19 protein-coding genes are annotated in these 23,709 nt (G+C 67.8%); 9 read left to right on the forward strand and 10 right to left on the reverse strand.

The window, feature by feature from the left end; translation table 11 throughout:
• Positions 1-71: 71 nt before the first annotated feature.
• Both AC5JCN_RS00485 and AC5JCN_RS00490 read right to left on the reverse strand, forming a co-directional pair.
• Complete coding sequence (locus AC5JCN_RS00485; RefSeq protein ID WP_495753039.1) at positions 72-2,084, reverse strand: hydantoinase/oxoprolinase N-terminal domain-containing protein; 2,013 nt, start codon at positions 2,082-2,084, stop codon at positions 72-74.
• A gap of 160 nt (positions 2,085-2,244) precedes the next feature.
• Entirely contained in the window at positions 2,245-4,755 is a 2,511-nt protein-coding gene (locus AC5JCN_RS00490; protein WP_495753040.1) for a GcvT family protein, read from the reverse strand.
• A gap of 286 nt (positions 4,756-5,041) precedes the next feature.
• On the opposite strand from AC5JCN_RS00490, the gene AC5JCN_RS00495 reads away from it, so the two are divergent.
• The 3 genes from AC5JCN_RS00495 (at position 5,042) to betA (ending at position 10,376) form a co-directional block, all read left to right on the forward strand.
• Positions 5,042-6,589: a trimethylamine methyltransferase family protein gene (locus tag AC5JCN_RS00495; protein ID WP_495753041.1), complete on the forward strand. Its 1,548-nt coding sequence runs from the start codon at positions 5,042-5,044 to the stop codon at positions 6,587-6,589.
• A 276-nt stretch (positions 6,590-6,865) separates the two neighbouring features.
• Positions 6,866-8,551 carry a formate--tetrahydrofolate ligase gene (locus AC5JCN_RS00500; protein ID WP_495753042.1) on the forward strand — a complete coding sequence of 562 codons (1,686 nt, stop codon included), beginning with the start codon at positions 6,866-6,868 and terminating at the stop codon, positions 8,549-8,551.
• A gap of 157 nt (positions 8,552-8,708) precedes the next feature.
• Positions 8,709-10,376: a choline dehydrogenase gene (gene betA / locus AC5JCN_RS00505; protein WP_495753043.1), complete on the forward strand. Its 1,668-nt coding sequence runs from the start codon at positions 8,709-8,711 to the stop codon at positions 10,374-10,376.
• Positions 10,377-10,542: 166 nt separating this feature from the next.
• On the opposite strand, the gene choV is transcribed toward betA, so the two are convergent.
• From choV to AC5JCN_RS00545, 8 genes are all read right to left on the reverse strand, one after another.
• The gene (choV, locus tag AC5JCN_RS00510; RefSeq protein ID WP_495753044.1) at positions 10,543-11,748 is read right to left on the reverse strand and encodes a choline ABC transporter ATP-binding protein; all 1,206 of its coding nucleotides are present in this window, start codon (positions 11,746-11,748) and stop codon (positions 10,543-10,545) included.
• Between the two features lies 1 nt (position 11,749).
• Positions 11,750-12,604: a choline ABC transporter permease subunit gene (choW, locus tag AC5JCN_RS00515; protein ID WP_495753045.1), complete on the reverse strand. Its 855-nt coding sequence runs from the start codon at positions 12,602-12,604 to the stop codon at positions 11,750-11,752.
• 185 nt (positions 12,605-12,789) lie between these two features.
• Positions 12,790-13,731 (reverse strand): choline ABC transporter substrate-binding protein, encoded by a 942-nt coding sequence (locus tag AC5JCN_RS00520; RefSeq protein WP_495753046.1) that lies wholly within the window; start codon positions 13,729-13,731, stop codon positions 12,790-12,792.
• Between the two features lie 137 nt (positions 13,732-13,868).
• Positions 13,869-14,264: a VOC family protein gene (locus AC5JCN_RS00525; RefSeq protein ID WP_495753047.1), complete on the reverse strand. Its 396-nt coding sequence runs from the start codon at positions 14,262-14,264 to the stop codon at positions 13,869-13,871.
• A 67-nt stretch (positions 14,265-14,331) separates the two neighbouring features.
• Complete coding sequence (locus tag AC5JCN_RS00530) at positions 14,332-14,730, reverse strand: GFA family protein (RefSeq protein ID WP_495753048.1); 399 nt, start codon at positions 14,728-14,730, stop codon at positions 14,332-14,334.
• 35 nt (positions 14,731-14,765) lie between these two features.
• A complete protein-coding gene (locus tag AC5JCN_RS00535) occupies positions 14,766-15,782 on the reverse strand; it encodes a GlxA family transcriptional regulator (protein WP_495753049.1) in 1,017 nt (338 codons plus the stop codon).
• A 159-nt stretch (positions 15,783-15,941) separates the two neighbouring features.
• Positions 15,942-17,084, reverse strand: coding sequence for a hypothetical protein (locus AC5JCN_RS00540; protein ID WP_495753050.1), 1,143 nt, complete (start codon positions 17,082-17,084; stop codon positions 15,942-15,944).
• A 112-nt stretch (positions 17,085-17,196) separates the two neighbouring features.
• Positions 17,197-17,835: a DUF1134 domain-containing protein gene (locus AC5JCN_RS00545; RefSeq protein ID WP_495753051.1), complete on the reverse strand. Its 639-nt coding sequence runs from the start codon at positions 17,833-17,835 to the stop codon at positions 17,197-17,199.
• A gap of 230 nt (positions 17,836-18,065) precedes the next feature.
• Here AC5JCN_RS00545 and AC5JCN_RS00550 point away from each other — a divergent pair, with 230 nt between their 5' ends.
• The 6 genes from AC5JCN_RS00550 to AC5JCN_RS00575 all read left to right on the forward strand — a co-directional run bounded on the left by AC5JCN_RS00550 (position 18,066) and on the right by AC5JCN_RS00575 (position 23,706).
• The gene (locus tag AC5JCN_RS00550) at positions 18,066-18,455 is read left to right on the forward strand and encodes a YHS domain-containing (seleno)protein (RefSeq protein WP_495753052.1); all 390 of its coding nucleotides are present in this window, start codon (positions 18,066-18,068) and stop codon (positions 18,453-18,455) included.
• Between the two features lie 105 nt (positions 18,456-18,560).
• Positions 18,561-19,220, forward strand: a complete 660-nt coding sequence (chpT, locus tag AC5JCN_RS00555; protein WP_495753053.1) for a histidine phosphotransferase ChpT — start codon at positions 18,561-18,563, stop codon at positions 19,218-19,220.
• Positions 19,221-19,303: 83 nt separating this feature from the next.
• Positions 19,304-21,946, forward strand: a complete 2,643-nt coding sequence (locus tag AC5JCN_RS00560) for a hybrid sensor histidine kinase/response regulator (RefSeq protein ID WP_495753054.1) — start codon at positions 19,304-19,306, stop codon at positions 21,944-21,946.
• Entirely contained in the window at positions 21,943-22,464 is a 522-nt protein-coding gene (locus AC5JCN_RS00565) for a chemotaxis protein CheW (RefSeq protein WP_495753055.1), read from the forward strand. The genes AC5JCN_RS00560 and AC5JCN_RS00565 overlap by 4 nt, the downstream gene beginning before the upstream one ends.
• A complete protein-coding gene (locus tag AC5JCN_RS00570; protein ID WP_495753056.1) occupies positions 22,464-22,829 on the forward strand; it encodes a response regulator in 366 nt (121 codons plus the stop codon). Before AC5JCN_RS00565 ends, AC5JCN_RS00570 begins: the two co-directional genes overlap by 1 nt.
• A gap of 16 nt (positions 22,830-22,845) precedes the next feature.
• The gene (locus AC5JCN_RS00575) at positions 22,846-23,706 is read left to right on the forward strand and encodes a CheR family methyltransferase (protein WP_495753057.1); all 861 of its coding nucleotides are present in this window, start codon (positions 22,846-22,848) and stop codon (positions 23,704-23,706) included.
• The last annotated feature ends 3 nt before the right edge of the window (positions 23,707-23,709 follow it).

Here is a 23,709-nt window from a genome sequence, read left to right on the forward strand (position 1 = left end):
TAGCGCTTCGAAAGGCGGGAGTCATCCTGGAGCGCAGAGGCTGGAGCGGCGCTCATCGCCGCAGCGCAGCCTCAGTCACGCGGCGTCGCCCAACACTCCGCCACTATGGTGGCCGCGATGAGCCCGCGGTCGCCGTCCATGCCGGGGATGTCGACACGGTCGATATGGACGTCCACCTGCAGGTCCGACCCGGCGCCGCCTGCCTCGGCGCGCTGGCGGGCCTGGCTCAAGGCAAGGCCGCGCGCCGTCGCCAGAACCTCGGCATGGTCGATGACGACGATGGGGTCGCCTTCCGCGTGGATGATCCAGGTGCCAACGCCCGGCGAGGTCACGTCCACCACGGCCTGCACCTTCACCACGCCCACCGCCGCGCCGACGGCGTTGGCCACGTCGCCGTCCTCCAGCACCACCGTCTCGGCACCGAGCCGGCGGCCGACTTCCGGGTAGAAGACCGGCGCCGGCCCGCCGACCGCGACCACGGGCACCGTCGGGGTCAGCGCAACCTTGAGCATGCCGTGCTTGCCGCTGCCGCCCGCCACGGCGTCGACGAGGCTGCGCGCCCCGTCCATGGGCTCGCCGGCCAGCGTGTCCAGCAGGATGCGGCCCGTGGACAGGACAACGGCGTCGAAGACCTCTCGTGCGAAAGCTCGCGCTGCCGCATCGACGGCCTCTCCCGTGCGGAACGGCGCCATGCGCAGCCGGCGTTCGGTGACGAGCGCGCCGATCCTCGCCGCCTCCGCATTCCACTGCGACTGAAGGCCGAGAACGTGCGCGGCGTCGCTGGGCGTCATCCCCGACAGGGCAAGGCGGCCCTGCGCGACGAGACGCTGCAAGACGCGTTGCTGCGTGGGTCCGTGCACCACCTCGGCATAGGGATGTGCCTTGCTGCCGACCCGCTCGAGCAGCGCGAGTTCGCGTGGAGCGAGGTCGGCCGGCATCGGCCCGGAGTCCTGACCGCCGAACGGCCGCAGGACGAAGCGGCCCGCCGCGGGCTCTCCCTCCGGATCGTCGAGTTGCCGCCGCAGGATGTTCAGCGCCTCCGGATGAACGGCGGCGAGCAGGGACAGGGGCACGATCCGGCCGGTGCCGAGCCCGACCTTGCCCTGGGGATCCACCAGCACCTCGCTGTCCCCGCCGAGCCCGTAGGTGCGCATGTCGATGGCGCGCACCAGCGTGCGCCGGCCGCCGACCAGCGCGCCCGTGCGGTCGAGCCGGGGCCAGCCCTTCTCGAGAACGGCCACGTCCGTCGTCGTGCCGCCGATGTCGGAGACCACGAAGTCGGACAGTCCGGACAGGAAGCGGGCACCGATGACGCTGGCAGCCGGGCCGGAGAGGATCGTCTCGATGGGCCGCAGCGCAACGACGTCCGCCGCGGCAAGCGTGCCGTCGCCCTTCACGATCATCAGCGGGGCCGAGACGTCGTGCTCCGCCATGGCCCGGCGCACGGCCGCGATGAGGGCGGCGATCCGGCCGACGATCCGGGCATTGAGAGCCGCCGTCAGGGCGCGGCGCGGCGCGTCCAGCGCATGGGCGAGGTCTGACGACAGGGAGGCGGGCCTGCCGGCGATTTCCTCGACGAGGGCGCGCACCCGGTGCTCGTGGGCGGGATTGCGGACGGACCACTGTGCCGCCACGGCGAAGGCGCCGACATCTTCCGTCCCGGCGATGAAGGCGCGGATGGCGGCCTCGTCCAGCGGCGCCTGCTCGGTGCCGGCATGGTCGTGCCCGCCAGCGGCCCTCAGCACGCGCGTGCCCGGCAGCGCCGACGCGATCTCCGTGCGGGCCGCCATCGCGTCGTCGAAGCCGACGAGGATCGTGGCGATGGGTGAGCCGTGCCCCTCGACGATGGCGTTGGTGGCGAGCGTCGTGGACAGCGAGACGAGGCCGATGTCCCGTCCCGACGGACCGCCCCGAGCGGCGCAGGCTGCGAGCGCGCGGTCGAGGGCTTCGGCAACGCCGACTGCGAGGTCGCCCTTCGTCGTCAGCGCCTTGGCCTTGGCCAAGATGCGCTGCTCCCGGGCGTCGATGACGACCGCGTCGGTATAGGTCCCGCCGGTGTCAATGCCGATCGCGTAGCGTGTCATGCCAGCCGCCACGCCCTGTCATCCCCGGCGGCCCGAAGGGCGGGGAAGGGGATCCAGGCCTTTGTTGGCAAGGGCGCTGACGCCTTGAGCGCCGGGAAGGAGGGGATCCACTGGGTCCCCTTCCTCTCCGGGGCTTCGCCGCTCCGGCCGGGAATGACAGTCACGCCCTCAGCCGCTCGTTCTGCGGATCGAAGGGGCTTTCCTCGATCACCGTCACCTTGTGGCGCTTTCCGAGAATGGCGATCTCCAGCTCCGTTCCTAGTTCGCCGAGATCCGGGCGGACCATTCCGAGCGCGAGCGACTTGCCGAGGCGCCAGCCGAAGCCGCCGGAGGTGGCGCGGCCGACGACCTCGTCACCCATGTAGATGGGCTCCGAGCCGCGGGCGTCGCAGTCCGTGACGCCATGCACCTCCATGGTGACGAAGCGGTTGGCAAAGCCCTTCTGCTGCCACGCGACCAGAGCGTCGCGGCCGAGGAACTGACCCTTGTTGGGGTGCACGAAGCGCTCCAACCCCGATTCAAGCGCGGCATACTCGATGGACAGCTCCCGCCCGACGAGGCGGTACGACTTCTCCAGCGCCATCGCCATCATGGCGCGGATGCCGAAGGGCTTGATGCCGAACTTCGCGCCCTCTCTCATCACGAGGTCGAACAGGGCGTTCTGCATCTCGATGGGATGGTGCAGCTCCCAGCCGAGCTCGCCGACGAAGTTCACGCGCAGGGCATTCACGCCAACATGGCCGACGGAGATTGGCTTGCCCGTGAGCCAGGGGAACGCTGCGGTCGACAGGTCGGTGTCGGTGAGCCCCTGCAGCAGCTCGCGCGAGCGCGGGCCGGCGACGATGAAGACGCCATAGGCTGTCGTGATGGGCTGGAAGCTGACGCTGCCGTCGCGGGGCAGGAGCTTGCGCAGCACGTCGTGGTCGTGGCGCTCCAGCGCGCCGGCGGAGACCAGGTAGAACTGCCCCGGCGCGCGCTCATAGACGGTGAACTCGGCCCGCGTGCCGCCCGTGGCCGAGAGCAGGTGGCAGAGCGCGATGCGCCCGCGCTGCTTGGGAATGCGGTTGGCGAGGATGGAGTCGAGCCATTCCCGCGCGCCCGGCCCGGAGACGAGCGCCTTGGCGAAGGGCGTCATGTCCTGCAGGCCGACATTGGTGGTGACGTTCTTCACCTCCTCGCCGACGAAGGGGAAGTAGTTGGAGCGGCGGAAGCTCCATTTCTCCTTGACCTTGCCGTCCTCGGCCGGGGGAGCGTGGTTCTCGTTCGTCAGCACGTCTTCGACGCCGAGCTCGGCCGCGGACACCTCGTAGCCCGCGGGGGCGAACCAGTTGGGTCGCTCCCACCCATAGACGCTGCCGAACACGGCGCCGAGAGCCTTCATGCGGTCGTAGCAGGGCGCCGTCTTCAGCGGCCTCGCCGCAATGCGCTCCTCGTCCGGATAGTGCGGCGTGAAGACGTTGGCGTACGCCTCCTCGTTCTTCGCCCGCAGGTAGCCGCGCGAGGCATACGGGCCGAAACGGCGGGGATCGACGCCCATCATGTCGATGGTCGGCTCTCCGTCGACGATCCAGTTGGCGAGCTGCCAGCCGGCACCGCCCGCCGCCGTGACGCCGAAGGAGTGGCCCTCGTTGAGCCAGAAGTTGCGGAGCCCCCAGGCCGGGCCGATGATCGGGCTGCCGTCCGGCGTGTAGGCGATGGCGCCGTTGTAGACCTTCTTGATGCCGACCTCGCCGAAGGCGGGCACCCGCACGATGGCGCTTTCGATGTGGGGCTCCAGCCGCTCCAGGTCCTCCTGGAAGAGCTCGTACTCGCTCTGGTCGTCGGGTCCGTCGACATAGCAGACGGGCGCGCCCTTCTCGTACGGGCCGAGGATGAGGCCGCCGGCCTCCTCGCGCATATACCAGGACGAGTCGGACTCGCGCAGCACGCCCATCTCCGGCAGCCCCTGCCGGTGCCGCTCCTGGATGGCGGGGTGCGGCTCCGTGACGATGTACTGGTGCTCGACAGGGATCACGGGAACGTCGAGGCCGACCATGGCGCCGGTGCGGCGGGCGAAGTTGCCGGTCGCCGAAATCACGTGCTCGCAGGTGATGTCGCCCTTGTCGGTCTTCACCAGCCACTCGCCCGCCGGGGTCTGCTCGATGCCCGTGACGGTGGTGTAGCGATAGATCTCCGCTCCGCCGGCGCGGGCCCCGCGGGCGAAGGCCTGTGTCAGGTCGGCGGGCTGGATGTAGCCGTCGTCGGGATGCTGGATGGCGCCGATGATACCGTCCGTGTTGCAGAGCGGCCAGATCTCCTTCACCTCGGCGGGGGTGAGCAGGTTGACGTTGACACCGATCGTGCGGGCCACGCCGGCGTAGTACATGTACTCGTCCCAGCGGTCCCTGGTGCGGGCGAGGCGGATGTTGGAGACGGTGCGCAGGCCGACATGCTGGCCGGTCTCGGCCTCCAGCCCCTGGTAGAGCGCGACCGAGTACTTGTGGATCTGACCCACCGAGTAGCTCATGTTGAACAACGGAAGCAGGCCGGCGGCGTGCCAGGTGGAGCCCGACGTCAGCTCCTTGCGCTCGATGAGGACGACGTCCGACCAGCCCTTCTTGGCCAGGTGGTAGAGCGTCCCGACGCCCACCACGCCGCCGCCGATCACCACCACGCGCGCGTGCGTCTTCATCCCGCTTCCCCTGAACTTCCGGCTGCGCCGCAGGCGCGCGCCGTCCCCATCATGACAGGCGCCGACTTTCGGGGGGAGGGGGCATCGGGGCTCACCGGTCGACGACCGGAAGTGTCGAGGCTGCGTCACCCCGGCGTCGCTGTCGCATTCGCGACGTGCGTGACGGGGGCGGACAAGTCCATGCCGCACGGGCAGGAGTGCCGGGGCGTGTCGAGGGGCTAGGCTCGAAGCACGTCATCCGCTTACCGGGCCCGCCATGGCGGACCCGCATCTCCGGGAGGATCGCATGAGCGAACAGGCTGAGACCGCCGGACGCGAGGGCCGGCGCGGACGCGAAGCCCGTCGCGCCGCCCGGGCGCAACGCTCGGCCGTTTCGATCCCCTACATCACGCGCAACATTCCCACGACCGAGATCCTCTCCGAGGAGGGGCTCGCGCTGATCGAGCACAATGCCGAGACGATCTTGCAGGAGATCGGCATCGAGTTCCGCGACTATCCCCGCGCGCTGGAGCTGCTGAAGGGTGCGGGTTGCGACATCAAGGGCGAGCGCGTCCGCTTTCCCCGCGGCCTCGCCCGCCAGCTGATCTCGACGGTGCCGTCCGAGTACACGCAGCACGCGAGGAACCGCGAGCGCAGCGTGCACATCGGAGGGAAGTCGACCGTGTTCGCGCCGGTCTATGGCTCGCCCTTCGTCCACGACCTCGAGAAGGGCCGCCGCTACGGCACGATCGAGGACTTCCAGAACTTCGTGAAGCTCGCCTATCTCTCGCCCTACATGCACCATTCCGGCGGAACGGTGTGCGAGCCGGTCGACCTGCCGGTCAACAAGCGCCATCTTGAGATGGTCTATTCGCACATCAAGTATTCAGACAAGCCGTTCATGGGGTCGGTGACACACCCCGACCGGGCGCAGGACACGGTGAACCTCGCGGCCATCGTTTTCGGCGAGGATTTCATCCAGTCCAACACCGTGGTGACGAGCCTCATCAACGCCAACTCGCCCATGGTGTGGGACAACACCATGCTGGGTGCGGCGGACGTCTACGCCCGGAACAACCAGGCAGTGATCATCACGCCCTTCATTCTCTCGGGCGCCATGAGCCCGGTGACGGTGGCGGGCACGCTGGCGCAGGTCCTGGCCGAGGTGCTGGCCGGGGTCTCCTTTGTGCAGCTGGTGCGCCCGGGGGCGCCCGCCATCTTCGGCACCTTCGTCTCCACCCTCTCCATGCAGTCCGGTGCGCCCACGTTCGGCACGCCCGAGGCGGCGCTCGCCATCTACGGCGCGGCGCAGCTGGCCCGGCGCTGCCGGATGCCGTTCCGCACCGGCGGCTCGCTCTGCGCCTCCAAGATCCCCGACGCGCAGGCAGCCTATGAGAGCGCGCAGACGCTGGTTCCCACCGTCCATGCCGGAGCCAACTTCGTCCTGCATGCCGCGGGCTGGATGGAGGGCGGCCTTGCTTCCTCTTACGAAAAATTCGTCATGGACTGCGACCAGCTCGGCATGATGCACGTGCTGGCCAAGGGCATCGACCTCAGCGAGAACGGCCAGGGCATGCAGGCCTTCCAGGAGGTGGCGCCCGGCGGCCACTTCCTCGGCTGCGGCCATACTCAGGCGAACTTCGAGACGGCGTTCTACCGCTCTTCCATCGCCGACAACAATTCGGTCGAGCAGTGGGAGGCGGAAGGGCGCCTCGACGCGCCGCAGCGCGCGGCGCGCCTCGTCAAGAAGATGCTCGGCGAGTACGAGGCTCCGGAGATCGACCCCGGAATGGACGAGGCGCTGCGCGACTACATCGAGCGCAAGAAGGCCTCGATGCCTGACGCGACGCACTGACGGGAACGCTCGAACGGAAGACGGCGGGTCTGAAGACCCGGGGTCCGGGACGGCACAAGGCTCGGCGAGCCGGAGGCTCCGGTCCGGAGCGCGCGTCTTCAGACGCGCAGTTTGGCTTGGCACGGTCGAGGGCAGCCGGAGGGCCGATCCTATACGGCCTGACGCTTTCAGGCCAGAAGGGGACGAGCGGCGCTTTGCGCGGATGCCGGGCGTCGGACATGATCCGCGCCATCGGACGAGACCGCCGGCAGCGGCGGCGTGAGGGGGAGTGACACCATGGCGACGGACCTCGACATCGCGCGGGCGGCGAAGATGAAGCCCATCCAGGATGTCGCGGCGACGCTGGGCATTCCCTACGACGCGTTGCACCCCTACGGCCACCACATCGCCAAGGTCGGCTACGACTTCATCGAGGGGCTGTCCTCCCGTCCCGACGGCAAGCTGATCCTCGTCACCGCCATCAGCCCCACCCCCGCGGGCGAGGGCAAGACGACCACCACTGTCGGCCTGGGCGACGGCCTCAACCGCATCGGCCGCAAGGCGATGATCTGCCTGCGCGAGCCCTCGCTCGGCCCCTGCTTCGGCATGAAGGGGGGCGCGGCGGGCGGCGGCCACGCCCAGATCGTCCCGATGGAGCAGATCAACCTGCATTTCACCGGCGACTTCCACGCCATCACCTCCGCCCACAACCTTCTGGCGGCGCTGCTGGACAATCACATCTACTGGGGCAATGCGCTCGGCATCGACGAGCGCCGGGTCAGCTGGCGCCGCGCGCTCGACATGAACGATCGCTCGCTGCGCAACATCGTCACCTCGCTCGGCGGTGTCGCCAACGGCTTCCCGCGCGAGGACGGCTTCGACATCACCGTGGCCTCCGAGGTCATGGCGGTGTTCTGCCTGGCCCGCGACCTCGCCGACCTCGAGAAGCGCCTCGGCGAGATGATCGTCGCATATACCCGCGACAAGAAGCCGATCCGTGCCGCCGAACTCGCGGCGCCCGGCGCCATGAGCGTGCTGCTGAAGGACGCCTTGCAGCCCAACCTCGTGCAGACGCTGGAGAACAACCCGGCCTTCGTGCATGGCGGCCCCTTCGCCAACATCGCCCATGGCTGCAACTCGGTGATGGCGACGCGCACGGCGCTGAAGCTCGCCGACTATGTCGTGACGGAAGCCGGCTTCGGCGCCGACCTCGGCGCCGAGAAGTTCTTCGACATCAAATGCCGCAAGGCGGGCCTGGAGCCGGCGGCGGCCGTCATCGTCGCCACGGTACGGGCACTGAAGATGCATGGCGGCGTCGCCAAGGACCAGCTCGGCAAGGAGGACCTCGACGCGCTGCGCAAGGGCCTCGTCAACCTCGGCCGCCATGTCGCCAATGTGCGCAAGTTCGGCGTCCCCGCGGTGGTCGGCATCAACCACTTCGTCACGGACACCGACGCCGAGCACCGGCTGATCCAGGAGGTCTGCCACGCGGAGTTCGGCGTGGACGCCGTCGTGTGCAGCCACTGGGCCAACGGCTCGGCCGGCATCACCGGCCTCGCCGAAAAGGTTGTTGCGCTGGCCGAGGCACCGCGCTCGCAGGACGGGCGTGGCTTCAAGCCGCTCTACGCCGACGAACTGCCGCTTTGGGACAAGATGCGGCTCGTCGCGACCGAGATCTATGGCGCTGCCGACATCATCGCCGACCAGGGCGTCCGCAACCAGTTCCGCGACCTGCAGGCCGGGGGGTTCGGCCACCTGCCGATCTGCGTGGCGAAGACCCAGTATTCCTTCTCGACGGACCCCAACCTGCGCGGTGCGCCGAGCGGCCACATGGTGCCGATCCGCGAGGTGCGGCTCTCGGCCGGCGCCGGATTCCTGGTGGTGATCTGCGGGGAGATCATGACCATGCCCGGACTGCCCAAGGTCCCCTCGGCCGAGCACATCCGTCTCGACGCGGAAGGACGGATCGAAGGGCTGTCGTGAGAGATCAGAAAGCGAGAAGAGTTCTCGTCATCCCGGCCGGAGCGAAGTCTAGAGCCGGGATCCAGGACCGAAGCGCTGGAATTTCCTGGGTTCCGGGTCTGCGCAGCACCGCTTCGCGCTGCAGCGCGCCCGGGATGACACGCTGTCAGGTAACGGAATGAGTGACGTCTTCGACTATGTGATCGTGGGTGCGGGTTCGGCCGGGTGCGTGATGGCGAACCGCCTGACCGAGGATGGCCGGACCACCGTCGCGGTACTGGAGGCGGGCGGCAGCGACCGCTCGGTGTTCATCCAGATGCCGAGCGCGCTCTCCATCCCGATGAACTCGCCGAAATACGACTGGCGCTACGACACCGAGCCTGAGCCCTATCTCGACGGCCGCCGCCTGCACACGCCGCGCGGCAAGGTGCTGGGCGGGTCGTCCTCCATCAACGGCATGGTCTACATTCGCGGCCATGCGCTCGACTTCGAAACATGGGAAGAGCTCGGCGCCAGGGGCTGGGGCTACCGGCATGTGCTGCCCTACTTCCGCAAGGCCGAGACGCGCGAGGAGGGACCAGACGAGTACCGCGGCGGGGACGGGCCGCTCTATACGAGCTACGGCAGACTGGACAACCCGCTCTACCGCACTTTCGTGGAGGCCGCGAAGCAGGCCGGCTACGCCGAGACGGACGACGTCAACGGCTATCGGCAGGAGGGCTTCGGCCGGATGGACCGGACCATCCATGACGGCCGCCGCTGGAGTGCGGCGAATGCCTATCTCCGGCCCGCCATGCAGCGGCGGAACCTGGAGGTCCGGACCCACGCCTTCGCCACGAGAATCCTGATGGAGGGCCGCCGGGCCGTCGGCGTGGCCTATCGCGTGGGTGGACCGGGCGGCCCGGAGAAGGTGGTGCGCGCGGGCAAGGAGGTGATCGTCGCGAGTTCGTCGATCAACTCGCCGGCGCTCCTGAAGCTGTCCGGAATCGGCCCCGCCGCCGAGCTCAGGCAGCACGGCATCGAAGTCGTGGCCGACAGGCCGGGCGTGGGCGAGAACCTGCAGGACCACCTGGAATTCTACTTCCAGGTCGCGTGCCGCGAGCCGATCACGCTCTATTCGACGATGAACACCCTGTCGAAGGCCGTCATCGGCGCGCGCTGGCTCGCCCTGCACGACGGCCTGGGATCGACGAACCACTTCGAGACCTGCGGTTTCATCCGCAGCCGCGCCGGCATCCGCTGGCCCGACATCCAGTATCACTTCCTGCCCGCCGCGATCGCCTATGACGGGTCGACCATGATGACCTGCCACGGCTTCCAGGCACATGTCGGGCCCATGCGGTCAAAGAGCCGGGGCCACGTGCGCCTGCGCTCGGCCGATCCGTTCGACAAGCCGTCGATCCTGTTCAACTACATGAGCCACCCCGACGACCGCGAGGAAATGCGCGCCTGCGTGCGCCTGACGCGGGAGATCTTCGCGCAACCGGCCTTCGACCCCTACCGCGCCGAGGAATTGTCGCCGGGGGCGGACGTGGTGGACGACGACGCCATCGACGCCTTCGTCCGGGCGAAGGTGGAGAGCGCCTACCATCCCTGCGGCACCTGCCGCATGGGGGACCCGTCCGACCCCGGCGCGGTGGTCGACCCGGACCTGCGCGTCATCGGCGTGGAGGGGCTGCGTGTTGCCGACACGTCCATCATGCCGGTCGTCACTACGGGCAACCTCAACGCCCCCGCGATCATGATTGGTGAGAAGGCGGCGGACCACATCCTCGGCAAGCCCCTGCTGGCCCAGTCGAACGTGCCGTGGTTCGAGCATCCGGAGTGGCGAGATACGCAGCGGTAAACTCACCCTCACCCTTACCCTCTCCCAACATGGGAGAGGGCGGCTTCGGCGTCGTGCTTGGTCGGGAAGTGTTGTGCTTGGCGCCTCGGATGCGAACAGGCGAGGGGTCAATGTCCCCCTCTCCCATGAGGGAGAGGGTAAGGGTGAGGGACCCAGCCCTCCGCCCCTATTCCGCAGCGACCCCTTCGGGCGGCTTGCGGCGCAGGATGGCCTGCAGCATGTCGCGGACGCCGATGACGCCGACCAGACGGTCCTCGGGATCAAACACGGCAACTGCGCCCGCATCGCGCTGCATGGCGAGCATGACGGTACGCAAGGGAGTCTGCGCGCGGGCCCAGAAGGCGATGCGCGCGTCCTTGGGCAGCGGCTGTTCCACGTCCTCGCAGGCGCGCCACGTGGCGGGCTGGCCTTCCTGCCTGGCTTCCAGCACGCGCCTTTCGCCGTCCAGCCGGAAGCAGGTGGTGCGGCGGCGATCCAGCCACACCCAGCCCTCGTCGGCTGGCTCGAGGTCGCGGACGTCGCGCATGACGTTGTAGGCCGTGAGAACGTTCAGCGGGTTCACATGGGCCACGAACTCGCGGACATACTCGTTCGACGGCTTGAGGACGATGTCCTCCGGCGGGCCGAACTGGACGATCCGGCCGCCCTCCATGATGGCGATGTGATTGCCGATCTTCAGGGCCTCGTCGAGGTCGTGGCTGACGAAGAGGATCGTCTTCTTCAACTTGCGCTGAAGGTCGAGCAACTCGTCCTGGAGCTTGGTGCGGATCAGGGGGTCGAGCGCGGAGAAGGGCTCGTCCATCAGCAGGATGTCGGCGTCGGTGGCGAAGGCGCGGGCGAGGCCGACGCGCTGCTGCATGCCCCCGGAGAGCTCATGGGCGTACTTCCCGGCCCACTGGTCGAGCGCGACCATCTTGAGCTTCTCGCGCACGACGGCGTCGCGCTCGGCCTTCGGCACGCCGCGGAGTTCGAGTCCGAGCCCGACATTCTCGGCCACGGTCCGCCACGGCAGCAGCGCGAACTGCTGGAACACCATGGCGACGCTCTTGGTGCGCAGCGCCCGGAGGGTCGTGGGGTCGACCTTGGCGACGTCCACCATCCTGTCGCCGTGCCGCAGCAACACCTCGCCGCGCGTCACCTTGTTGAGGCCGTTGACGGCGCGCAGCAGGGTCGACTTGCCCGAGCCGGAGAGGCCCATGAGGACGCAGATCTCGCCTTCCTCGACACTCATGGAGGCGCCGGCGACGCCGAGCACGCTGCCGGTCGCCTTCAGGATCTCGTCACGGCTGCGGCCCTCGTCCAGGAGACGCACCGCCTCCGAGGATCGGTCGCCGAAGATGATGTCGACGTTGCGGAACTCGACAGCCGACATGTCACTGTCCCCCCGCCTTTTTGCGCTCGGGCTGCTTGAACACCCGGTCCAGCACGATGGCGAGGATGACGATGGCGAGGCCCGCCTCGAACCCCATCGAGACGTTGACGGAGTTCAGCGCCCGCACGACAGGCTTGCCGAGGCCGTCGGCTCCGACGAGCGCGGCGATCACCACCATCGACAGGCTCAGCATGATGCACTGGGTGATCCCCGCCATGATCGTGGGCAAAGCGCAGGGAAGCTCCACTTTCCAGAGCAGCTGGCTCTTCGTGGCTCCGAACGACTCCCCGGCCTCGATGAGCTGCTTCGGCACTGATGTGATGCCGAGATGGGTGAGCCTGATCGGCGCCGGAATGGCGAAGATCACGGTCGAGATCAGGCCGGGGACGACGCCGAGGCCGAACAGGATGAGTGTCGGGATCAGGTAGACGAAGGTGGGAATGGTCTGCATCAGGTCCAGCACCGGGCGCAGAGCCGTGTAGAGCCACGGCCGGTGTGCCGCGGCGATGCCGACGGGAACGCCGATGATGACGCAGGTCAGCGTGGCGAAGATGACCAGGGAGAGCGTCTCCATGGTCGGCTGCCAGTAGCCGAGGTTGATGATCAGCAGCAGCGCCAAAACGATGAAGAGGCTGAGCTTCCAGGAGCGGTGAAGCCACCAGGCTCCGCCGGCGAAGAGGGCGACGAGTATGATCGGCGGGATGGCGAGAAGCGTCGCCGTCAGCGCCTCGATCACGGTCTGCAGGACGACGGACACGAGGTCGAAGAAGCCCTGTGCGTTCTCGTTCAGCGAACCGACGAACGACTCCATCCAGTCACCGATCGGCAGCTTCACGCTGGTGAACCACTCTTCCATGACGGCGCCCCCCGGTCCCTGTCAGTTCAAGCCAAATCTGGCCCTGGTGCATGGCATCGCATCGCGCAGGCTCTTCCGGGTTGCTTCGTCGCTGCCTTCGCCGCAATGACGGCCGAGAGCCTTTCAACACGAGGGAAGGAGCCGCCCCTGGTCCGGCCGGCTCCCTCCTCGTGCCGCTGGCTCGATTACTTCACCCCGATCGAGGTCTTCACGGCTGCCAGCCCGGGCTTGCCGTCAAAGGTGGTCACGTCGGCCAGCCAATCGTCGAGCATCTTCGGGTTCTTCTTCAGCCAGGCCGTCGCGGCCTTGTCGGGATCCTGCTTGTCGAACAGGATCGCGCCCATGATCTCGTTCTCCATGCCGAGGGAGAACTTCAGGTTGGAGAGCAGCTTGCCTACGTTCGGGCAGTCCTGGGTGAAGCCGGCCCGGACGTTGGTGTAGACGGTGGCGCCGCCGTAGTTGGGCCCGAAGACGTCGTCGCCGCCTTCCAGGTACTTGATCTTGAACTTGGTGTTCATCGGATGGGGCTCCCAGCCGAGGAAGACGATCGGGTCCTTGCGTTTCGTGGCGCGCTCGACCTGCGCCAGCATGCCCTGCTCGCTGGACTCGACCACCTGGAAGGGCTTCAGGCCGAACTTGTCGTCCTTGATCATGCCGAGGATCAGGCGGTTGCCGTCATTGCCGGGCTCGATGCCGTAGATCTTGCCGCTCAGCTGCTTCTGGAACTTGGCGATGTCGCCGAACGTCTTGAGACCGGCGTCGTAGGTGTAGGCCGGGACCGCGAGGGTGTACTTCGCGCCTTCGAGATTGGCGCCGAGCACCTCGACGGACTTGTCGTCCAGGTAAGGCTTGCGATCGGCTTCCATCGTGGGCATCCAGTTGCCCAGGAAAACGTCGATGTTCTTGCCCTGCATCGACTTGTAGGTCACCGGCACGGACAGCACTTCGGTTTTCGGCGTATAGCCGAGGCCCTTCATGATGGCAGAGGTGGTGGCGGTAGTCGCGGTGATGTCGGTCCATCCGACATCGGAGAAGCGTACCGTCTTGCAGCTGTCCGGTTCGGCCGCGAACGCCGCGGTGGATACGAGTACGGCCGCGAAGGCTGCGGACGCCAGGGTCTTCTTCATTGCAAGGAACTCCCCTCGATTTCGTTTGCGCACCCTGTCTCTTTGGCGGGGTGTTGGGCGCATGGTGAATGACAAACCTGCGACGTGGAACTGGAATCACGACACTTCCCGTCGAGAGCGCGACCGGATACCGGCGCCTATGCGTCCTCCAGGTAGACGGCATTGAGCTTGTTCCCGTCGAGGTCGCGGACATAGGCCGTGTAGAAGCCTGGCCCGTACTGCGGACGCAGGCCGGGGCCACCTTCGTCCCGTCCACCCGCGGCGATGGCTGCAGCATGGAATGCATCCACCGCGCGGCGGGAGGGCGCCTCGAAGGCGACGTCGACGCCATTGCCCGGCGTTGCGGGGCCGCGATCGAACGGCTCCAGCACCCAGAAGCGGCACACGGCCGTCTGGCCCACCGGCACCGGGCCGTAGCCTATTTCGGCCTTGGTCGTCTTCAGCCGCGCATAGCCGAGCGCGCCCAGCGTGGCGTCATAGAAGAGTGCGGCGCGCTTCAGGTTGCTGGCGCCGACGGTGACGTAGCGGATCATGGACATCCCTCCAGCGCGCGAGCTTAGGCGGCCCGCTCGGCGGATGTCACCTGCGCAGCGCGCGCTGTCACCAGGCGTCGTGGCGCGGTGCGTCGTCCGTGATGTCGTAGAAATCCGACTTGTCGGCGACGAAGATGTGGAGCGCCACGGAGAGACCTGTCGGCGGGTCCACCGTGCCTGCCATGATGCTCGTGCGATCGCCGCCGAAACGCCGCCAGAAGAGGTTGCTTCCGCACTCGCGGCAGAACCCCCGTTCGGCAGCATCCGAAGAGCGGTGCCAGGCAAGCTTTTCGCTGCCGTCGACCGCGAGATCGCCACTGGCAGCGGAGGTGGCGACGACGAAGTTTCCGCTGCTGCGGCGGCACTGCGAGCAGTGGCAGGCGACGCACTCCCGCAGTGGACCATTCACGCGGTAGCTCACCGCGCTGCACAGGCAGCGGCCGGTGGCGGTTCGGGATGCAGTCATGCGGTGCTCCTGGGATGGAGGATGCGCCCGGGCGTCTACGCGACGTGCCGGCGTTCCTGGGACGGCGTACGGCCGAAATGTTCGCTGTAGCACTTGGAAAAATGCGAGGCGGAGACGAAGCCGCAGGCAAGCCCGATGGTGAGGATCGGCATCGAGGTCTGGCGCAGCAGGAAGCGCGCCCGGTTCAGCCTGAGGCTGAGATAGTACTTGGTGGGCGCCTCGCCGATATACTTGCGGAACAGCCGCTCCAGCTGGCGGGTGGAGAGGCCGACCTGTTCGGCGAGTTCGGAGCAGGAGAGGGGGACCTCCAGGCTCTTCTCCATTTCCGACACGACGGCGAGCAGCTTGGGATGCGCCACGCCGAGGCGGGCGCGAAGCTCCATCCTCTGGCGTTCATGGGCGTCGCGGATGCGGTGGTGGATGAGCTGGTCGGTGACCTGCGCCGCGATGTCCGGCCCTTTCTGCTTGGCGATCATCGACAGCATCATGTCGATGGCGGCGGTGCCGCCGGCGCAGGTGAAGCGGTTCCGGTCGATCTCGAAGAGCTCCTGCGTGACGTCGATGTCGGAGAACTCCTCCTTGAAGCTGTCGTGGTTCTCCCAGTGGATCGTGCACTTCCGGCCGCTGAGCAGGCCGGCCTTGGCGAGGATCCACGTTCCCGTGCAGACGGCGCCGATGGAGACACCGTAGAAGGCCAGCGTGCGCAGCTTTGCGATCAGTTCGCGATGATCGAAGCGATGCACGTCGACGCCGGCGCAGACCACGACGGCCGGCATCGGTCCCACATCCGCATAGGAACCGTCGACCGCGATGGCGACGCCGTTGGAGGCCTTCACCGGATTTCCGTCCGGCGAAAAGACGCGCCAGCCGTAGAGCGTGCGCCCGGAGCAGCGATTGGCGAGCCGCAGGGCCTCCAGCGCGGAGGTGAAGGCGATCATGGAGAAGTCGGGCACCATCAGGAACCCGAAGGTGTGGACGCTGTCGGGTGTTCCGATTTGCCCGGCTTCGGCGGCCGCCTCGCCGGATCCGGATGTCGCGTGAGTCCTGAACATGTCCACTTCCCCCAAAGCGACACCCTGTGTCCAACTCTGGACCCCACTGCCGCAACGTCAATTCTGAATCCGACAGTTCATGTCGGTTTCAGGGCAGGGACGGGTTTCAGGACATTAAAATCCGGACCTTTACTGCCCCGGATGCGACGCGACGGCGGATCAGCTCGCGTCGGGGACCGCGGCAAGACGGGCGCGGCGGCGATCCGGCGTGCCGGTTGCGGCCGGGGGAGGGCCGTGAATGCGGAGGATCTCGGAAGCGATTCTGTCGATCTCGGAGCGCAGCGCCGCGTGATCGGCCTCGCTGGCGTTGGAGATGTCGGCGAGCGCCTGCCGGGCTTCCACCAGGTCCGATTGCAGCTGGCGGCGCTCGGCCCGCAGGGTGTCCAGCGCACCGTCCGCGGCGGCCTTCTCGGCCCGCAGCTTCTCGAGATGGGCGGAGAGCTCCGCCTCCACGACGTGCACCTGCTCGCGGGCGCGCAGCAGGCTTTCCTCGGCCTTGACCGCGCGATCCTCCATCGCCACGAGGTTGGTGCGCAGTGTCTCGTTCTCGGCATCGACCTCGGTAAGGCGGGTCGTCACGTCGGCGAGATCCTCCCTCACCTGCTCGAGCGACTGCGTGCGCTCGTCGCGGCTGCGCGTCGCGTCCGTGAGGCGGTGCTCCAGCACGGAGCGCGCCGTCTGCAGCTCGGCGATCGACAGGTCCCGGGAGGACACGGCCTGGCGCAGTTCGGCTCCCTCGCGCTGCAGTTCGCCGATACGGACCCGGAGCGCCTCGCCCGTCGTTTCCAGCGAGGCGATCGTGAGCCGGCGTTGCTCGGCAGTCTCCTGCACGCCGGCATGGGCTTCGCGCAGTGCGGCGAGATCAGCCTCCCGTGCGGCAAGGGTCTCCGCAGTCAGGTCCCGCTCCGACACCGTCCCCGACAGGGTCTCGCGCGTGCGGGCGAGATCCTCGAGCGCCGTTTCGTGGCGAGCGGTGAGGGTGGCCAGTTCATCGCTGCGGGAGGTGAGATCACGATCGAGATCGGCGATGCGCACGGCGCGGCGGCCGAGTTCGACGACGTGCTCACCGATGCGCTTCTCGATGTCGGCTTCCCTGAGTTCGAGGCGCCGGGCCTGCACGGCGAGATCGGCACGCAGGTGGTCACGCTCGGCGGCGATCTCGGCCATCGACAGGGGAAGGCGTGCCTCGACACGGCGGCGCGCCAGCCTCTCGGCGCGGCGGGAGAGCGCCGGCAGCACGAGCAGTGCCAGCAGGGCCGCCACAAGGAAGCCCACGCCGAACAGCATGGCTGCTTCGATCACTGCTGTTCGCCCTCGCTCCGCGACAACGCCATGTTCTGGGCTTCAACGTCTTAGCATATTCTTGAGCCCCCACCACATCGCGTTGAGTTGATGCGAGGGCAAGGCCGGGAGTTCAGAAGGGGTTCCAGGTCGCCTGCGGCGTGAACTTCAGGTAACCCACATTGACGCCGAGGCGAGCGCCGACGCCGGCGCTGATGGGCACCACGACCGTGTCCTGGGCGACGAGGGCCGTCATGCCGAAGCCGCCGACGAAATAGGCCGATCCGTCCACGCCCCCGAAACGCTGGAACAGCGAGTCCACCGCGGGAAGGTTGTAGACCAGCATCATGGTGCGGGCCCCCTGGCCGCCGAAGTCGAAGCCCAGCGACGGGCCCTGCCAGAAGACGCGGCGGTCGCCGGCATTGCGGGTGTAAAGCACGCCTTCCCCATAGCGCAGGCCACCGACGAAGGCGGCGCTGCCTTCCTGGCCGAGCACGTAGCCGTTTGGCTGGCCCCAGCGGCGCGTCGCTTCCTCGATCACGGAGGCGAGGCCGCGCGAGACGTTGCCGAAGAACTTGTGCCCCGAATTGACGAGCTCGTCCGGCGAGAACGTGCCGGGCGCCCCTCCCTGCTGTTGGGCCAGCGCCGCCGGCGCCGCGGTCAGGGCCGCTGCCAGGAAACCAAGTGCAAGGCTTCGCCGGCTGATGGCGGACGGCCTCGGCGCGGGCGCTTCGTCGTCGGTCCCTGCGTTCCCGGGGCACGCGTTCCGCATTCCTGCAATCTCCCGCTCTGCGTATCAACCCGGCGTCAAGCTCTCGATGCTAGTGTCCGGACCAGCCGAGTCTGACCGTTCCGAATCAAGCCCGGTCCCGCTCATTTCTCAGTGTCTAGGCAAAGATGTCTGTTGCAAGGCGTTTTGGCGCCGCTGCCCTCGTTGTCGCCCTGACCGTTGCCGCCGGGACTCACCCGGCGCGTGCCGGTGAACCGCGCGTTTTCGACGGGGTGGCCGAGCGTGTCCTTTCCGACCCCGCGTCGGGGTTCGCCCTCTTCGGTTTCGACCCCGTCGCGTATTTCGTCGAAGGCGAGGCACAACCGGGTCGGCGCGACGTCGAATACCGAATCGGCAGCACGGTCTGGCGATTCCAATCCGAAGCCAATCGCGACGAATTCGCAGCCCACCCGGAGGTTTACATCCCTGCCTACGGTGGCTACGACGCCGAAGGCATGGAGCGCGGCGTCATCGTCGTCTCGGATCCGCACTACTTCGTGGTGCAGAATGATCGTCTCTACCTCTTCCGGTCGAGCGAGGCCCGCCAACAGTTTCTGCAGCACCACGACAGCGCGGCGGCCGACAAGGCATGGGTCCAACTCGCCGCAACGCTGAGCCACTGATGCCCTTCCGCCGGCCGGACTGGCTGAAGGTTGCAGGCTCGCGGGCTTGACAGGCCCGGCCCTCTCGGCAATTTCGGGCGTGCGGCACAGGCCGCGGAGGCCATCATGACCGCTGTCACGCTCGAATCCCTCGACCTCGCCGCCCTGCTGTGCAGCCGGGTCTGCCACGACGTGATCAGCCCGGTGGGCGCCATCGTCAACGGCCTCGAAGTGCTCGAGGACGAAAAGGACGAGTCCATGCGCGGCTTCGCGCAGGACCTCATCAAGAAGAGCGCGAGGCAGGCCTCGGCCCGCCTTCAGTTCGCCCGGCTGGCTTTTGGAGCGGCTGGATCGGCCGGCGCCTCGATCGACACTGGCGACGCCGAGCAGGTGGCCCGCGGCTTCATCCAGGACGAGCGCACCACGCTAGTGTGGAATGCACCCCGCGTGCTGCTCCCCAAGAACCAGGTGAAGCTGCTCCTGAACCTGCTTCTGATCGCCACTACTGCCGTTCCGCGCGGCGGCACGATCGAGGTGAACGTCACCGTCGAGGGCGAGCAGGGCACGTTCCGCGTCGTGTCGAAGGGCATCAATGCCCGCATCCCCCCGCCGGTGCCCGGGCTGCTGGCGGCCGAGCCGGAGAGCGGCACTGTCGACGCCCACTCCATCCAGCCCTACTACACCGGCATGATCGCCCGTGCCGCGCACATGGACGTGTCGCTCTCGATCGAGGGCGACACGGTGACGATCTCGGCGCTGCCGCAACCGCAGGCCGCAGCGGCCTGAGCTTCGCAACGCGATCTTAAGCCCTTTTTGTCTTTCATGGACCGGTTTGGGGCGTCTGCCGCAGCGCCGCCGGAACAGGCTCCATGGACGAGATCCTTCGCGATTTTCTGACCGAGACGTCTGAAACGATCGAGAGCGTCGATCGCGAACTCGTGCGTTTCGAGCGAGAGCCGAACAACGAGACGGTTCTCGCGCATATTTTCCGGCTGGTTCACACCATCAAGGGCACCTGCGGCTTCCTCGGGCTGCCTCGGCTGGAGGCCCTCGCGCACGCCGCCGAGAGCATGATCGGGCATTTTCGCGAGGGCGCGCCGGTCACTGCGGACGCCGTCACACTGACTTTGGCGACGATCGACCGCATCAAGGCGATCATCAAGGGCCTGGAGGAGACCGCGGCCGAGCCCGACGGCGACGATCTAGAACTCATCTTCAAGCTTGAGGGACAGGTCGGAAACAGCGCGGCGGATACCTTCGCACTTCCCGATGACGGCTTGCCCGTGATCGACCCTCCGGCGCGCCAGGGTGACCAGCTCGAGGCCGCCGCGCTCGACCTCATCGCCTCGCTCGCGCCCGCCCTTCCGGCGCAGCTCCAGGCCATTGTATCGCCTCCGCCGGCTGCTCCGAAGGAAGACCTTCCCGCCGACGCCACCACCAAGCCGGCCCCCGCTTCACGCCCGGGGAGCGTGCAATCTGTTCGCGTCGGCCTCGACATCCTCGAAAGCCTGATGACCATGGTCTCGGAGCTGGTGCTCACCCGCAATCAGCTGATCGAGATCGCGCGGCGCAACGAGAACAACGACTTCAAGGTGCCGCTGCAGCGCCTCTCCAGCGTGACGGCCGAGCTGCAGGAGCGCGTGATGAAGACGCGCATGCAGCCGATCAGCACCGCGTGGCAGAAGCTGCCGCGGCTCACCCGTGATCTCTGCGCCGAGCTCGGCAAGGACATTGAGCTCGTCCTCACCGGGGCGGAGACCGAGCTCGACAGGCAGGTCCTGGAACTGGTGAAGGACCCCTTCACCCATCTCATCCGTAACGCCGCGGACCATGGCATAGAGCTTCCCCATGAGCGCATCGCCGCCGGCAAGCCGCCGCGCGGGGTGATCAAGGTCTCGGCCGTCCACGAGAGCGGCACCATCACCATCGAGGTCGCCGACGACGGCAGGGGGATCGACACGCGCCGGGTCGGCGCCAAGGCGATCGAACGCGGTCTCGCCACGCCGGCCGAAATCGAGCGCATGAGCCCCGGGCGCGTTGCCCGCTTCGTCTTCGAACCGGGTTTCACAACCGTTTCCAAGGTGACGCATGTCTCCGGCCGCGGGGTCGGCATGGACGTGGTGCGCAGCAACATCGAGCTCATCGGAGGCAGCGTCGACGTGCGCTGGGTCCCGGGCCAGGGCACCGTCTTCAGCATGAAGATCCCGCTCACGCTGGCGATCGTCTCGGCGCTCATCATCGAGACGGCCGGTCAGCGCTATGCGGTCCCGCAGGCGTCCGTCGTCGAACTGGTGCAGGCGCGCGGCTCCGGCGAGCAGCGCTTCGAGCGGATCAGCGGAACGTGGCTGCTGCGCCTGCGCGACATGCTGGTCCCGGTGGTCCGCCTGACGCACCTCCTCGGTCTCGACAACCCCGCCGAGTCCGCCCCCGGTGACGACGGATTCGTGGTCGTGATGCGGGTGGGCAAGCGTACCTTCGGCGTGGCCGTCGACGCCGTGTTCCATACCGAGGAGATCGTGGTGAAGCCCATGTCCGGGCTCCTGCGCAACCTCACGCTGTTCTCCGGGAACACGATCCTCGGCGACGGAGCGGTCATCCTCATTCTCGATCCCAACGGCATGCTGGCCCGTATCGGCGAGGCACCGCAGCCGATCCGTGCCACCCCCGAGGAGACCTCTCCGGTCCGGCGCCGCCTGCACGAGGAGCGCAGCTCATTCCTCGTCTTCAAGGCCGGCGACGGCGACCTGAAGGCCGTGCCGCTGGCTGCCGTGACACGGCTGGAGGAGTTCGACGTCACCGCCATCGAGACGGTCGGCGGACGCAACGTGGCGCAGTACCGTGGCGACCTCATTCCCATCGTGCAGGCCGCGCCGGGCATGGCGATCCGGTCCGGCGGCGTGCAGCCCGTGCTCGTCTTCTCCGAGCAGAACCGCACGGCGGGACTGGCCGTTGACGAGATCGTCGACATCGTCGAGGACCACGTCGAGATCCGCGCGACGGGGCAGGGGCCCGGCGTCATCGGGTCGGCGGTGATCCGCGGCCGCGCGACGGAGATCATCGACCTCGCGCACTACCTCCCGCTCGCATACCCCGACTGGTTCGAGACAACGCCGTCGCAGCGCGCCAGCCGTCCGCAACGCATCCTGCTCGTCGACGCTGCCCCGTTCTTCCGGGGCTTGCTGGTGCCCGTGCTGAAGGCGGAGCGCTACGAGGTGATCGCGCTCGCCGAGGTGGACGCCGCGCTGGAATTGCTGGAGCGGGGTGATCCCATCGACCTCGTGGTCGCCGACATCGACGCCGCCGAACGTAATGGCTTCGACATAGCCGAGGCGATCCGCCGGGACCGACGCCTTCCGCAGGTGCCGATCGTGGGCCTCGCCTCGCAGATGCGGCCCGACGCGCTGGACCGCGCACGCCGGCTCGGCCTGGCCGACGTGGTCGCCAAGTTTGACCGCAAGGGGCTGATCGAGGCTCTGGCCGAAGCCTCCGAGGCAGGCGAGATCGCAGCATGAGCGCCGCGATGCTCCAACGGGCCGACGAGGACGCCGCAGCCCTGCGGCAGGAATTCGTGACCATCGTTGTGGGCGGCCAGCGCTTCGGCCTGCCGATCGACCTCGTGCAGGACGTGTTCTTCGCCGGTGCCATCACCCCCGTCCCGCTCTCCCCTCCCGAGATCTGCGGGCTGCTGAACCTGCGCGGCCGTGTCGTCACGGCCCTTTCGATGCGCCGCCTTCTGGAACTGCCGGATCTCCCGGTCACGGGCGAGCGCATGGTCGTCGGCGTGGAATATGGCGGTGAGTCCTTCGGCCTCATCGTCGACAGCGTCGGCGAGGTCGTGAGCCTGCCCGTGGCCGACAAGCAGCCGAACCCGATCAATCTCGACCCCCGCTGGGCCCGTTTCTCGTCCGGCATCCATTGGCTGGACGACGGGCTGCTCGTCGTCGTCGACATCGACGCCGTCCTCTCCCCTGCCGCGCTGGCTGGCCACTCCGACCGGCCGCGCCCCGCCGCTTCGAAAGGCGAATTCTGATGAAGCACTGTCTCGTCGTGGACGACTCGCCCGTCATCCGGAAAGTGACGCGCCGCATTCTCGAGGCGCTCGACTTCGAGATCACCGAGGCCGAGGACGGCCAGCAGGCACTCGCCATGTGCTACGAGCGCATGCCCGACGCCATCATCGTCGACTGGATCATGCCCAACATGGACGGCTACGAGTTCGTCAAGGCGCTGCGCCGCTCGCCCGGCGGGCGGTCGCCGAAGGTGGTGTTCTGCACCACCGAGCACGACGTGGCCCACATCGCCCGCGCCATGCATGCCGGGGCCGACGAGTACATCATGAAGCCCTTCGACCGGGAGATCATGACGACAAAGCTTCAGCAGGTCGGGCTCGTTTAACGAAACGGACTGTGCCGTGAACGCAGCGGACTTCTCCTTCGTCCAGGCGCTCGCGCAGTATCGCGCGGGCCTTCTGGTGCTGCCGGAGAAGAAGCTCTACGTGGAGTCGAAGCTCACGGCGCTGGCGAGGGCGGAAGGCCTCTCCGGGGAAGACGAGGTCGTGCTTCGCGCGAGGGCGGACGAGAACGGCGAGGCCGCTGCCCGCCTTGTCGAGGCTCTGCTGCCGGACGAAACGTCGTTCTTTCGCGACCCGGCGATGTTCGAGCGCCTCGCCACCACGGTGCTGCCCACCCTTGCAGCGGCGCGCGCCGCCAGGCGGCGCCTGCGGATCTGGTGCGCCGGGACCGGCAGTGGGCAGGAAATCTACTCCGTCGCCATGCTCGTGCAGGAGCAGAGCTCGATCTTCGCGGGCTTTGCCGTCGACATTCACGGCACGGATCTCTCCCGGCGCGCCGTGGCGCAGGCCTCGCTCGGGCGCTACGGGCAGATGGACGTGCAGCGCGGGCTTTCCATCAATCGCATCCTGACCCACATGCAGCGTGTCGACGACGATACCTGGGAGGTCTCCTCCCAGCTGCGCACGGCTGTCACCGTGCGGCAGGGCAATGTGCTGCATGGCGGCGAGCAGGGTTCCTTCGACCTCGTCCTGTTCCGCAACGTGCTTCCGTCGGTCGAATCGGCGGCGAGGGTGGCGATGATGGCGCGGATCGTCGACGTGCTCGACGACGACGGCGTCGTAATGCTGGGCATGTCGGAGACGCTGATCGGGCTCGGTCCGGCCCTTGCTCCGGCGCCGGGCATGCGTGGCTTCTACGTGCGGCCGGGGATGTCCCTCTTCTCCACCGCCCATTCGGAGCGCATGGCCCTGCGCGCCTGATAT

The sequence above is a fragment of the Alsobacter sp. genome (assembly GCF_059501845.1).

Bases quoted from the DNA above. Each gene is read 5' to 3' on its own strand.
- AC5JCN_RS00545 (WP_495753051.1), bottom strand. From the start codon at position 17,835: ATGCGGAACGCGTGCCCCGGGAACGCAGGGACCGACGACGAAGCGCCC.
- AC5JCN_RS00500 (WP_495753042.1), top strand. From the start codon at position 6,866: ATGGCGACGGACCTCGACATCGCGCGGGCGGCGAAGATGAAGCCCATC.
- choV (WP_495753044.1), bottom strand. From the start codon at position 11,748: ATGTCGGCTGTCGAGTTCCGCAACGTCGACATCATCTTCGGCGACCGA.
- AC5JCN_RS00485 (WP_495753039.1), bottom strand. From the start codon at position 2,084: ATGACACGCTACGCGATCGGCATTGACACCGGCGGGACCTATACCGAC.
- AC5JCN_RS00495 (WP_495753041.1), top strand. From the start codon at position 5,042: ATGAGCGAACAGGCTGAGACCGCCGGACGCGAGGGCCGGCGCGGACGC.
- AC5JCN_RS00570 (WP_495753056.1), top strand. From the start codon at position 22,464: ATGAAGCACTGTCTCGTCGTGGACGACTCGCCCGTCATCCGGAAAGTG.
- betA (WP_495753043.1), top strand. From the start codon at position 8,709: ATGAGTGACGTCTTCGACTATGTGATCGTGGGTGCGGGTTCGGCCGGG.
- AC5JCN_RS00530 (WP_495753048.1), bottom strand. From the start codon at position 14,730: ATGACTGCATCCCGAACCGCCACCGGCCGCTGCCTGTGCAGCGCGGTG.
- AC5JCN_RS00525 (WP_495753047.1), bottom strand. From the start codon at position 14,264: ATGATCCGCTACGTCACCGTCGGCGCCAGCAACCTGAAGCGCGCCGCA.
- AC5JCN_RS00560 (WP_495753054.1), top strand. From the start codon at position 19,304: ATGGACGAGATCCTTCGCGATTTTCTGACCGAGACGTCTGAAACGATC.
- chpT (WP_495753053.1), top strand. From the start codon at position 18,561: ATGACCGCTGTCACGCTCGAATCCCTCGACCTCGCCGCCCTGCTGTGC.
- AC5JCN_RS00520 (WP_495753046.1), bottom strand. From the start codon at position 13,731: ATGAAGAAGACCCTGGCGTCCGCAGCCTTCGCGGCCGTACTCGTATCC.
- AC5JCN_RS00535 (WP_495753049.1), bottom strand. From the start codon at position 15,782: ATGTTCAGGACTCACGCGACATCCGGATCCGGCGAGGCGGCCGCCGAA.
- AC5JCN_RS00490 (WP_495753040.1), bottom strand. From the start codon at position 4,755: ATGAAGACGCACGCGCGCGTGGTGGTGATCGGCGGCGGCGTGGTGGGC.
- choW (WP_495753045.1), bottom strand. From the start codon at position 12,604: ATGGAAGAGTGGTTCACCAGCGTGAAGCTGCCGATCGGTGACTGGATG.
- AC5JCN_RS00565 (WP_495753055.1), top strand. From the start codon at position 21,943: ATGAGCGCCGCGATGCTCCAACGGGCCGACGAGGACGCCGCAGCCCTG.